We start from the raw sequence: 12,101 nt of genomic DNA on the forward strand, positions 1-12,101 counted from the left end.
CCCCCGAACTCAAGTCAAATGTACCTTAGGCTGTCAAGCCAATCCAGCGGAAATATGCCCCGATCATCGTTTGGCCAAACAAAGCTGCAATCGCGGCCCCCAAGGCTAAAAACGGCCCAAAGGGCATCGGTTGTCGGCGGCCCAGCACCCCCAGGCCAATGCCAGCCAAACCCACCACCGCCCCCATTGCCGAGGCTAAGAAACAGGTCAATAACAACAACTTCCACCCTAACCAGGCCCCAATCATCGCCGCTAATTTCCCATCCCCACCGCCCATCACTTCCTGTTGGAGAATGACTGCCCCACCCCAGCGAATTAAATCAAACAACCACAGGCCCAGAACCACAGAAATCACACTATTCGTCAAGGCCGACAAGCAAGCCACCACTGTCCCTTGATCTGCCCAGGCCAAGAAAATTTGAGCCATGATTCCGGTCATTACTCCCCACTTGGTTAAAACATGGGGCAAGGTGAGGGTGTCCAGATCAATCAGGGCTAAGGCCACCAGCCAACTCAGAAAAATCCAATTGGCCAAGGTCTGCCACTGCCAACCAAAGAGGAGAAAAACCGCCAGAAACTTTAGAGCTACCCCAAATTCAAGCAGCGGGTAACGGGGAGAAATGGGGGCCTGGCAATAGCGACATTGTCCCCGCAAAACCAGCCAACCCAAGACTGGAATATTATCCTGGGGGCGGAGTCGCGTTAGGCAAGCAGGACAGCGAGAAGGGGGATAGATGAGGGACAAACCAGCCGGAATTCGATAAATCACCACATTGAGGAAGCTGCCAACTGCGGCCCCCAACCCCAACACCAAAAGGTTAGCTAAACCATCAATAATCAGAGTCAATCTTCAACACAAACTCATGGAGTTGGGCTAACATCTTGGGGCAGTTTTTGCGCTGGTACAAAGCATTCCCGCGGTAATAAAACGGGTTGGGTTTGGAAAATTACATGACCTCGCAAGGTTTCCCGGTCAATTGCCACTCCAGCGGGCAGTTGCTTATCCCCATGGGTTTGATGATAGCAGGTATAAATGGCTTGTGCCGCGTGGAGAATTGTTGTTTCCGTAATCATATCTAGCCTGTCACCCTCAGATGTCTGCATCATTTGAATCATGAATCTTATCTACTCCTTACACTACAGGGATCGTTTCTATGCTAACAATGGTTTTTCTTGCTTTATGCAGCGTTTGTGTCATATTTTCAGGTGTCTATGTTCACTAATACTTACTTGTTCTTGACTATTTTTATGCATCTCAGCTTGAAGGTTTAGGAACAAAGCAAGCCCATGGTAGCCGCTGCGCATGATCCCGTAAATACTTCTGGGAATCCTCCTTACAGCGGATTCGATATTGGACTGGTACAGCTTAAGGTGTTACACCCCTGTTTTGAATTAGATTCAAGGCTTGAATGTACCAAATAGATGCCGAAAGTGCTGTAAGTTAGGCCATAACGCAATCACGACTCATTTTTAAGATTTCTCCTCTCTCAGAGCAGTCTGCGTAACGCTATATTGCTTGACTTTGAGGCGGATCAAGAAAACTAGCTTGGGTATCGGGTTGGGCCTTGAATCTGGGGATTCACCAACTGGGAGCGGCAGCAATGCCGATCAGTATTGGGATGATCCATATCCCTGAGATTTAAGTTCCCAGGCCCGGCGATTGCCCAGAGGGAATTAAGATCTAAGGGATCAAAACTTGGGCCTAAAGCATGGTGAACGTTGCCTATTGTGACTGTCCAACGGGGATTGCCGGGGATATGGTGTTGGGAGCCGTGTTGGATGCGGGAGTTCCCTTGGCCTACCTCCAAGCCGAACTGGGTAAGCTGGGCCTGGGGGATGAGTTTGCCCTCGAGATAGAACGGGTCACCCGCCAAGGCCAGGCCGGAACTAAGGCCCATGTGCATCTTCAGGATCAGGGCAGTCACCATCACGCCCATCACCACGGTCGCCATTGGCCGGAAATTGTTCAACTGATTCAAGCAGCGGCCCTGCCCCCCCAAGCAACAGCCTGGAGTTTACGGATTTTTGAACGCTTAGCCATGGCTGAGGGGGCGGTGCATGGGATTCCTCCCGAAAAAGTCCATTTTCATGAGGTGGGGGCTGTAGATGCGATTGTGGATATTGTTGGGAGTTGCCTTGGCCTGGACTGGTTGGGCATTGAGGCGATCTATTGTTCGGCCTTGCCCAGTGGGGGTGGAACGGTGAGAGCGGCCCACGGAATTTTACCTGTCCCTGTCCCCGCTGTATTGCAGCTTTATCAAAGTCGGCAGGTTCCCATCTATGACAACGGGATTCAGAAAGAACTGGTTACGCCAACAGGTGCGGCCATTGTTGTCGCCTTAGCTGAGGCCTTTGGCTCTCCCCCAGCCATGGAGATTAGAAAAATTGGTTTAGGAGCCGGAAGACAAGACTTAGCTACTCCCAATCTTTTCCGGCTCTGGATCGGCCAATTATCCCCTGCCCTAGCACCGACGGGGATTCCCTACCAAACCGATGAAATTATTGAACTGCAAACCCAAGTGGATGATCTCAGTCCCCAGGCCATGGGCTATACCTTGGATGCACTCTATCAAGCTGGGGCTGTGGAAGTCTTTACCCAGGCCATTATGATGAAAAAAAACCGTCCGGGCCTGCTGATCACCGTATTATCTCCCCTGGCAACGGCCTTGGCCTGTGAAGAAGTTCTCTTTCGGGAAACTACAACCTTAGGGATTCGGCGGCAGAGTCAAGCACGACATATCCTCAGACGGGAGCTTGTCACCATTACCACCCCCTATGGGCCAATCCAGATTAAGTTGGGCTACTGGGGCCTGGAGTTAGTGACAATCCAACCAGAATATGAAGACTGTGCCCAATTAGCCGCAACTCAGCAAATTCCGTGGCGTGAGGTTCACCGTCAAGCTATGGCCGCCGCCTATGCACTTTATCGCGACTAAACCGAACTAAAGCAAGGCTGTCTAGCCTGGTCGTTCCCAGATGAGGGTGGCCCTAAAAACTCTCCTAAAGACTCATGCATCAGGCCTGATCCATGGCCGGCTCACAATTGATCTCTGATGTATGAATCTGAGTGTACCCCTAAATGTATTCCTTTTAGGAAACTTGGTTGTGCTCAACCCAGATGCGAACTAATTCGGCCCGATTGTGGGCTTGGAATTTTTGTAAAAGACTGCCGACATACTTTTCAATCGTTCGGGCACTTAAATGGAGTTCTCCGCCAATTTGGGCATTGGATAGTCCTTGGGATAAATATCGTAACACCTCCTCTTCCCGGGGAGTTAGGGCCGGAGCAGGGGTGAGACTTTCATGGGTTGGAGCTCCCAGGGCCGGGGGTGTTGGTGAATTCGTCCGTTGTTGCCATTCCGCTTGAATCAGTTGATTGCGCTCCAAGAGATTACGGACAATGGCTCCCAGTTCCTCTAGCTCAAATGGTTTAGATAAATAGCTATCCGCGCCAGTTTGATAGGCTTTAATCCGGGCCTGGGTTTGGCTGCGGCCAGTTAAGTAAATCACCGGTAACAGTCGGAGGGCAGGTTGTTGGCGAATGCGTTGAACCAGTTGGTACCCATCCATTTCCGGCATGGCAATATCCGTAATTAATAAATGGGGTTGAAATTGATTGATCATCGCCAAGGCTTCCTGACCATGCCGGGCCTGGAGAACCCAATAGCCATGATCCTCTAAATAGTGATGCACAGCCATGCGAATCCCAGGATCATCGTCAGTGACCAACACGGTTAACGGCATACAGACAACCCCGCCATGATGAACAGTTAATCAATGGTTGTGATTAAATAAATTTAGTTTTAGTTTGTAAATACTGCTGCACAGCCCCAGCTAATTGCCGAAAATTAGGCTCGATCTTTTGTCCGAGGTAATCCTCCACGGCCTGGGCAATCACCCCAGCTAAAAAACCTGGAACTCCTTTAATTTTGTGAGGATCAATGGTTAAACGTCCTTGGCTTTTAATCAGGGTTTGCTGATCGCTATCTATAAAAATGTTTTTCCCGAGGCATTGCACCGCTTCCGTAAACGCATGGGTTTGAATCTGCCAATCGGTGACAAATTCAGCATCATGCCAATCGGTAACATCTGTCCAAGACAACATAGCATCACTGAGTAGGGCGCGGGCTGCTAAGGGAATTTCGCCCCCTCCATGCCAGACCAAGACAAGATGCAGGCCAGGATTTTTTTCCTCACGGCTTTTGACTTCAATTTCCCTTACGTTGGTGAGATAGGGGGTAAGCTCCAATAGGTGATCCCGATAGGCTTGATAAACTAAGGGGCGAGGAAAGGGTAAGGTTACCTGAGTGTTAATTTGCATCATGGCCCAATTCGCACCTAGCGGCGGTAATTATTTAGCATGGCAGACTTTTGGAACGTTTGGGTAGGTGTTCAATAACGGGTCCTGGTACGAGCCATCATTACCCCATGGCCAAGTCCTGTTAACTTATCTTATGCAAGGATTTGCCTAAAGTCATACCTCTTTGCCGCAGGTAACTCACAAACTCAGGTTAAGATAGAACGACTTCCCCCCCTCTCCTCAAGTTCGTGTACTTGGGCTAAGGAAAAGATTGCGCGCGTTTTTATGGAAGAAGCTCCCCCCAGCATCCCCACGGCTCTATCTCAATTGGAGTTGCCTTGGTTACAGGAGATGAGGGTGTCCCCAGTCCCGACCCCAGAAGAACCAGAAGCAGAGGTTTTCCCCAAACCCCCATCTCTGCCTCAAAACCCTGTGGCGGTCACTAAGCCTAACAAATTGAGTAATCTCGACGGCCATTCCTCTGAACCTAACTGGCCCCAGCGGGTTTTGCATCTAGAGCAGGCCCTCGATCAATGCCAAGTCTATATTGAAGAATTGAAACAACAACTGGTTGAGCAACAATTTTTAGAAGATATTCTGGCTCGGACAGAAGAAACAGCCCAAATTCAGCAACAGGCCATTCTCAGTCTCAAGCAACAATTAGCAGATTACTATCACACACAAGGACAGTTGAATCAACTACAGGCTAGTCATACGGCACTCCAAGACCAACTCCAGCATCTCCAACAAGCCTATGACCACCAGGCCAACCTTTTTAAGGAATCTCAAACCCTGAGTCAGCAACGGCAGGCCGAAATAAACCAACTTCAGCATCAGTTGCGGCCGCACCAAGAGCAAATTCAACTCCTTCAATATCGAATTGGCCAGTTAGAATCCCAAGTTCAAGACCGACAACAAAGGATCACAGACCTAGAGGCCCGCCTACAACGATCAGCCCAAATTGTTGCTACCCAACAGGAAATAATTACTGCTTTGCAAAAGGCCCAAGGCCCAGAGTCCAGCAAAAATCAAGTTATCCAAGGTCTGAGTCAAAACCTGCTCACGGCCCAAACCAAAATCTACACCTTAGAAACAGAATATAGTAGCCAACGACTGCACCAGGCCCAACTCCAACACCATGCCCAAGAAGTTGAAGAACACGCCATTCAGCAACAGGTCAGGATTAATAAATTAGAGCAGCAGGTGGCGGAAATGCAGGAGCAAATTTTGCACCAGGCCCAACAGGAGCGGGAACAAGAAACCGCCATCCAGCACTGGAAAGATCGCCACCACCAGGCCGATGCCACAATTCGCCAACTCAAGGCCGTTCTCACCAATATCCTTACGGATCGGAAGCTCTTGGAGTTGATTCACCTGGATGCAGATTCTATACGGATTTCTTGGGGGACAGGAGAGGAAGTGACCAATCTCTTACATTTCTTAGAGGTGAACGACCCAGCCCCCTTAAGCAAACCCGCCAAATATTTAAGTGCGGCGGATACTACGGCCAATAGTGAAGACGATCGGGAATTGAACCCGCTGCCAACCCGGATCCGTGGGCATTAACGTCAGATCCATAACTAATTGCGCTAATTGCGACCAGACAACAAGCGGGGTAAGATCAATCGTAAATCCTCAAGATTCCGGGAAAACCTTGTCCTATGAACCTCGCACGCAGCCCAAAATCCGTGGTGATTGCCCCCTCAATCCTCTCGGCTGATTTTAGTCGGCTTGGGGATGAAATTCGGGCTGTGGATGCCGCCGGTGCTGACTGGATTCACGTGGATGTCATGGATGGCCGGTTTGTCCCCAATATCACCATTGGCCCCTTGATTGTGGAAGCAATTCGCCCCATTACCCCTAAGCCCCTGGATGTCCATTTAATGATTGTTGAGCCAGAAAAATATGTGGCTGACTTTGCTAAGGCTGGGGCCGATATTATTTCAGTCCATGCCGAGCACAATGCCTCTCCCCACCTCCACCGGACATTAGGGCAAATTCGGGAGTTGGGGAAAAAGGCCGGGGTTGTCCTGAATCCTTCTACGCCCTTGGAACTAATTGAGTATGTCTTGGAACTCTGTGATTTGATCCTGATTATGAGTGTCAATCCGGGGTTTGGGGGTCAAAAGTTTATTCCTGAAGTCGTGCCCAAAATTCGCCGCTTACGGGCCATCTGTGAGGAGCGGGGCTTGGATCCCTGGATTGAAGTAGATGGGGGTCTAAAAGGGGATAATACCTGGCAAGTTCTAGAAGCCGGAGCCAATGCGATTGTGGCCGGTTCCGCCGTCTTCAAAGCGAAGGATTATGCCCAGGCCATTGAGGGAATTCGCAATAGTAAGCGGCCCACTCCAGAGTTAGTCACGGCCTAAGTGTCAGGGAGGGCGGGCTTAGGTTGCAATCTTTCTCGATTCCATGAAGTCTTGGGGAGCATGACTGAACAAACCCTAGAGTCTGATGGGCATTTAGAGCCAATGAGCTTGGTGGAGGTGCATCAAACTCTCCTATCAATGCTGGCGGTGGTGACAGAATTATTTGATCACCATGGCCTGGATTATTGCTTAATTGGGGGTGGCTGCCTGGGCATTGCTCGTCATGATCATGGATTCGTGCCTTGGGATGATGATTTGGATTTAGCGGTTTGGGCCCGAGATTGGCAGCGATTGCCTGAGATTTTTTCCCATCTCCCCCCACCCTACGCCACATTTCTCAAAGGCTCCTCCTATTTTCCAACTTTTAATGTCTTTGATACTTCAACCCATCTATCTGGGGCTAGGGATACAAGCTCAGCAGGAGTTTTTATCGACATTGTGCCGATGATGATTTGGCCGGGTAAGTTCTCAAAATTGCTTGACCGAGTGATTGGAGTTTTAGCGAGGCCAGAACCATCACAATCACCTGTGGCCTGGAAACGATGGATCAGCAAGATAATTTGTTGGTTGAAAGTCGCACCTCTCTTTGAAAATTTTCAAAAAAAGATATTTTTTTCTTACATCTTAGAGTGGGACAGGCGTTTATGGATTCAGGAGCAAGGATTAGTGACTGGGGCTGTCGGTCGTCCTTGGCGTGGAAAGTACCCGTTTGAAGTAATTTTCCCCACCCAAATGAGCCACATCCATCAAGTGCCTGTGAAAATTCCGCGACATCTGAACCAGTTTCTTAAAACCCGCTATGGCGAAGATTATCTAGAAATTCCGGATGAGACTCAACGGTGGCGGCATTTTCAACACGCTTATCGAATTCGGCAATCATGACCACGGCGATCACGTTTGGTTGTTTTGATTTGCTTCATTATGGGCATCTGCGGTTGCTGGCTCGGATGGCGGAAATGGCAGCGCACATTATTGTTGGCCTGGCAACGGATGAGGTCGTCATGGCCGGTGGAAAAGAAACTCCCTTCTATTCCTTTGAAATTCGCCGGGAAATGCTACTTCATACTCGGTATGTCGATCAAGTATTACGTCATGGGGGCAAGATTGATGGCCAAGGGAGAGTGAAAATTATTCAAGAAAAAATTGAGTTTATCCAGGCCTGCGATGTAGATTTAGTCATCATGGGGAGTGATTGGCTTGGTGAGTATGATTTTCTGCGTCCCTATTGTCAGGTTTACTATTTAGAGCGAACACCATGGATTTCTACCACCGAGATAAAACGTTTATCAACCTTGGTTTAGCTCAAAGCAGAACACTCCTGTAGGAGTCACTGGTTAGCTAGAGGGCGGACATAACATCGGCCTAGGTCAGTAGATTAGGGGAAACACAGACTCAACGGGGATAGCGAAGAGGTAATCACGGCTCCATTCATCCTTGGGATAATTGCTGACTAAACCAGGCCAAGACCCGATTCCAGGCCCACCAACCATCCAGATCCCCCCAGCGTTTTTGTTCCCGATGATCACTTAAGTAGCCGACATGGCCGCCATATTGAGTTAAGTGTAAATGCAAGGCGGGATTGTGGTGGCAGACCTGTTGTAAGTCGGGAATAATGCTGGGATCAAAGAGGGGATCATCGGCGGCATAGAGGATATAGACAGGTCGCTGTAGTTGATCCAAAAATCGGAAGGGACTACTGGCCTGGTAATATTCGGGAACTGAATTAAAACCCAAGCGGGGAATTACCAACTCCTGATCAAATTCCCAGATACTATTGGCCCGTTGAATCGCCCCTAAGTCCAAGGCCTGGGGATGGTGTGTATAAAGATTGTCAGCCAGAATTTTGAGTTGTTTAGTAATCGCGCGTTCCACAGCCCGGCCCCAAGGGGTTTTGACTAAATACTTCAAGGAGCGCAAGGAATCTAAACTCGGACAAATAACTGCCGCCCCTGCAATATCCGGGTTATCTCTTATTTCACCCCTGTAACTTCCCCAAAGTGCTAATTGTCCCCCCAAGGAATACCCCACGAACCAATAGGGCGGCGGACACCCCAGGCCAGCGGCTTGTTCGGCAATGGCAACAAAATCCCCCCCTTCATCCAGGCCATCGGAAGTCAAGGTTGGAGACAGTTGGCCGGTTTTACCGTGGCCGCGCCAATCAAACAAAATCACCCCATAGCCTTGATCCCAGGCCTTGCGCCCGAAAATTTGCAGATACCATTGGTTAGTTAGCTCTCCCGTAATCCCGTAGGTAGCGATCACCGTCCCGGGGGAAATTGGGGCTTTTGGGGCAGCAATCCAGGCCGCAATGGGGACATTTTGAGCACCTTGAAAAATATGCTCCCGATAGGGTGGCTGGGTTATGGAAGTTAAAGTCTGCCAGTTACGCCCATGAATTAAGGCCGTGTAGAGGGTATGAACCAGGCCAGAACGTAAAAGCAGCGGGGGATAATAGGGAGGAAAATCCGGCGGGGAGTCGGGCATGGGGTGGCAAATGGGAAGTGGATTAACCGGCCTGGGGGGATTGATGGTGATGCAGTTGCTGGCTCAGGATCAAAGTAGCTTACGGATCGTCTATCCACCCGTTGCCCATCAAACCACGGCTCCCCAGATTTTTATTATTGGCACAGCCCCACCCCAACAAGTGGTTACTGTCAATGGTCAAGTGATTAGTCAACGCTCCCCGGCTGGCCATTTTGCCCCCAGTATTCCCTTAGAATATGGCGAAAATCAACTCCGCATCCAGGCCGGGACTCAAACCCAAATTCTCCGGATCACTCGCCCCCAACCCACCCCGATCACCGGATTAACCATTCTCGAACCCGCCCGAAATTTGAGTCGTTTACCCCATGAACCGATTTGTTTTGCGGCCCAGGCCCCAGCCAACAGCACCCTGCACGTCCAGATTAGTTCCCAAAAACTGCCCTTACTCCCAATCCCCACACCGGTCCAACTCCCCCCCAACAGTGCGGCCCTGACCCAAACCAACCAGCCTGAGCCTAATCCAATCTCCATGTTTCGCGGCTGTACCCAATTTGACCAACCCGGTGACTACGTCCGCCCCCAATTTCAACTTACAGGCCCCCGGCAAGAATCCCAACTGGCTCCAGGGACAGTGCAAATTCTCAACCCTAGCCAACTGCGCCCGGTTCAAGTCATTCGCCCCCTCGGAGGAATTGCCCGCACTGGCCCCAGCACCGATTATGCCCGCCTTACCCCCTTACCTCCCAGCACCTACGCCATAGTCACAGGTCAAACCGGCGATTGGTTCCGCCTCAACTACGGGGCCTGGATTAACCAAAGTGAAACCCAACCCTTACCCTCCAGCAGTCAGACGAGATCTATCATTCGGAGTATTACCAGTCGCCAAATCCCCGGTTGGACAGAAATCCGGTTTCCCCTAGAAGTGCCTGTACCCTTGGCCGTAGATGTGGGCGAAAAAACGTTTACCCTCAAGCTTTTTAATACCACCGCCCAAACCGATGTAATTCGCCTCGATGCTGATCCCGTCATTAGTCGCTTGGATTGGCAGCAAACGGGGCCTGGGGAGATTGTTTATCGCTTCCAACTCCATCACCAACAGCAATGGGGCTATCGTCTCCGCTATGAAGGCACGACCTTGGTTTTGGGCCTAAGACATCCACCGCAATTGGGCCCCAAAGCACAACCCTTAGTGGGCATGAAAATCCTCTTAGACGCGGGGCATGGGGGACCGGAAGATTCAGGCGCGATTGGGCCAACGGGTGACCCTGAGAAAAAATTTACGCTGATTCTGGCCAAACTCCTAGAAACTGAACTCCGCAACCGAGGGGCCACCGTTATTCAAACTCGAACGACAGACAAGGACTTAGACTTACCCGAGCGGATTATGGCCATTGAAGCCAGTGAACCCACCCTCGCCCTTAGCCTCCATTACAATGCTTTGCCGGATCAAGGGGATGCCCTCAAAACCCAGGGAATTGGCGCATTTTGGTACCAGGCCCAGAGTCATAGTTTGGCCGTTTTTCTGGAGGACTATTTAGCCACGCAATTAAATCGGCCGCGGTATGGGGTGTTTTGGAATAATTTAGCCCTGACTCGGCCCACTGTTGCCCCGGCTGTGCTGCTGGAGTTGGGGTTTATGATCAATCCCTGGGAATTTGAATGGATTGCCGATGAGACAGCCCAAAAACAATTAGCTAAGACTCTTGCTGATGGCATCGTGGCCTGGTTACAGCGCACTCAAAGGTCATAATGTCCAGGCCTGGGGTAGGTTTGCCTTAAGACCCCTGAGCTTGAAAGAGGGTTTGGCGGCGCAGAATTTCGGTAATCGTAATATCTGGTTCGGGTGCGCCATTAAATGCGGTGCCAACTTCCCCCCGAATAAACTGCAGCTCGGCCAACTGATAGGCTTCCTCTGGCAGGGGGACATAGCCAACCTTCGCCACTGAATTAGCGGCTTCTTTGAGATAGAACTCGACAAATTCCTTGAGTGACTCATGATCTTGGGCAGCCTTGGCATTGACATAAATAAACAAGGGTCGGGAAAGAGGTTGATATTGGGCATTTTGGACTGACTCAGGCGAGGGTAAGATCGCCCCCTTTCCGTTATCAATGGGAATTGGCTTTAAGCGGCCTCGATTGGCTTCAAAAAAGGCAAAGGGTAAATAGCCTAGGGCGTTAGGATTCTCCGCAATACCGTTGACAATCACATCATCATCTTCACTGCCGGTGTAGTCGGTGCGGGAATTTTTGGCATCACCCATAATCGCTTCATTGAAATAATCAAACGTCCCCGAATCCCCCCCAGGCCCGTATAAAACTAAAGGTTGATCAGGAAAACTGGGGCGAATCTGATTCCAGCGGGTAATTTTTCCTTCAGCGGCCTTTTCCCATATCATTTTCAGTTCAGCTACGGACAACTGATCCACCCAAGTATTGGCCGGATTCACCGCCACCGTTAAGGCATCAAACCCCACAGGCAGTTCAATAAACGGGACTCCATTGCTAATGCAAGTATTCATCTCCGCAATTAAAATTGGGCGCGAGGCATTACTAATGGTGGTATCCCCAGCACAGAATTGCCGAAATCCCGCTGAAGTCCCGGAAAATTGCACCTCAATCGTGACATTTTCCCCCTTGGGAGTTTCCTGAAAGGCTGCCACAACGGCATTGGTAATCGGAAATACGGTACTGGAGCCATCGATCTTAATCGGCTCTTGACTCATTTGCGACTGCGGCGAACCACAGGCCACCAAAATAGCTATCCCTAGAGCTAGGGGCCAAAGCCTGAGAAATGAATGCAGGAAGCGGGATAGAAGTTTACGCATAAGGTCTTCAAACAGTCCTGAAGAGGTAAGAGAGGGAAAATTTGGCAGAGCGGATTAGGAGCTAACGGACTCAATCAGGAAACACATTTATATCAATTTTTCTTGATTCATCTCGAGGATAGC

At 50.1% G+C, this 12,101-nt stretch carries 12 protein-coding genes; 6 read left to right on the forward strand and 6 right to left on the reverse strand.

The genetic code is table 11. From position 1 onward, the window contains the following. Positions 1-25: 25 nt before the first annotated feature. Positions 26-847, reverse strand: a complete 822-nt coding sequence (locus tag RIF25_RS04435) for a prepilin peptidase (RefSeq protein ID WP_322877341.1) — start codon at positions 845-847, stop codon at positions 26-28. Positions 848-861: 14 nt separating this feature from the next. Next, positions 862-1,074, reverse strand: coding sequence for a hypothetical protein (locus RIF25_RS04440; RefSeq protein WP_322877342.1), 213 nt, complete (start codon positions 1,072-1,074; stop codon positions 862-864). A 635-nt stretch (positions 1,075-1,709) separates the two neighbouring features. Here RIF25_RS04440 and larC point away from each other — a divergent pair. Then, a complete protein-coding gene (gene larC / locus RIF25_RS04445; protein WP_322877343.1) occupies positions 1,710-2,936 on the forward strand; it encodes a nickel pincer cofactor biosynthesis protein LarC in 1,227 nt (408 codons plus the stop codon). A gap of 154 nt (positions 2,937-3,090) precedes the next feature. On the opposite strand, the gene RIF25_RS04450 is transcribed toward larC, so the two are convergent. Together RIF25_RS04450 and RIF25_RS04455 are read right to left on the reverse strand one after the other, a co-directional pair. Next, a complete protein-coding gene (locus RIF25_RS04450) occupies positions 3,091-3,744 on the reverse strand; it encodes a response regulator transcription factor (protein WP_322877344.1) in 654 nt (217 codons plus the stop codon). Positions 3,745-3,787: 43 nt separating this feature from the next. After that, entirely contained in the window at positions 3,788-4,321 is a 534-nt protein-coding gene (locus tag RIF25_RS04455) for a hypothetical protein (protein WP_407682326.1), read from the reverse strand. 264 nt (positions 4,322-4,585) lie between these two features. Here RIF25_RS04455 and RIF25_RS04460 point away from each other — a divergent pair, with 264 nt between their 5' ends. The 4 genes from RIF25_RS04460 (at position 4,586) to RIF25_RS04475 (ending at position 7,970) form a co-directional block, all read left to right on the forward strand. Then, on the forward strand, positions 4,586-5,866 hold the full coding sequence (locus tag RIF25_RS04460; RefSeq protein WP_322877346.1) for a coiled-coil domain-containing protein: 1,281 nt from the start codon (positions 4,586-4,588) through the stop codon (positions 5,864-5,866). A 95-nt stretch (positions 5,867-5,961) separates the two neighbouring features. Further along, entirely contained in the window at positions 5,962-6,669 is a 708-nt protein-coding gene (gene rpe, locus RIF25_RS04465) for a ribulose-phosphate 3-epimerase (protein ID WP_322877347.1), read from the forward strand. 60 nt (positions 6,670-6,729) lie between these two features. After that, on the forward strand, positions 6,730-7,551 hold the full coding sequence (locus tag RIF25_RS04470; RefSeq protein ID WP_322877348.1) for a LicD family protein: 822 nt from the start codon (positions 6,730-6,732) through the stop codon (positions 7,549-7,551). Continuing rightward, positions 7,548-7,970 (forward strand): adenylyltransferase/cytidyltransferase family protein, encoded by a 423-nt coding sequence (locus RIF25_RS04475; RefSeq protein ID WP_322877349.1) that lies wholly within the window; start codon positions 7,548-7,550, stop codon positions 7,968-7,970. Before RIF25_RS04470 ends, RIF25_RS04475 begins: the two co-directional genes overlap by 4 nt. 127 nt (positions 7,971-8,097) lie before the next feature. Here RIF25_RS04475 and RIF25_RS04480 read toward each other — a convergent pair whose 3' ends face one another. Further along, complete coding sequence (locus RIF25_RS04480; protein WP_322877350.1) at positions 8,098-9,153, reverse strand: YheT family hydrolase; 1,056 nt, start codon at positions 9,151-9,153, stop codon at positions 8,098-8,100. Between RIF25_RS04480 and RIF25_RS04485 the strand changes: the two genes are divergently transcribed. Beyond that, positions 9,152-10,903 carry an N-acetylmuramoyl-L-alanine amidase gene (locus RIF25_RS04485; protein WP_322877351.1) on the forward strand — a complete coding sequence of 584 codons (1,752 nt, stop codon included), beginning with the start codon at positions 9,152-9,154 and terminating at the stop codon, positions 10,901-10,903. The genes RIF25_RS04480 and RIF25_RS04485 overlap by 2 nt on opposite strands. 25 nt (positions 10,904-10,928) lie before the next feature. Here the strand turns inward: RIF25_RS04485 and RIF25_RS04490 are convergent, their stop codons facing one another. Beyond that, positions 10,929-11,978 (reverse strand): PstS family phosphate ABC transporter substrate-binding protein, encoded by a 1,050-nt coding sequence (locus RIF25_RS04490; protein WP_322877352.1) that lies wholly within the window; start codon positions 11,976-11,978, stop codon positions 10,929-10,931. Between the last annotated feature and the right edge of the window lie 123 nt (positions 11,979-12,101).

It is taken from the genome of Pseudocalidococcus azoricus BACA0444 (assembly GCF_031729055.1).
Taxonomy (GTDB): Bacteria; Cyanobacteriota; Cyanobacteriia; order Thermosynechococcales; family Thermosynechococcaceae; genus Pseudocalidococcus; species Pseudocalidococcus azoricus.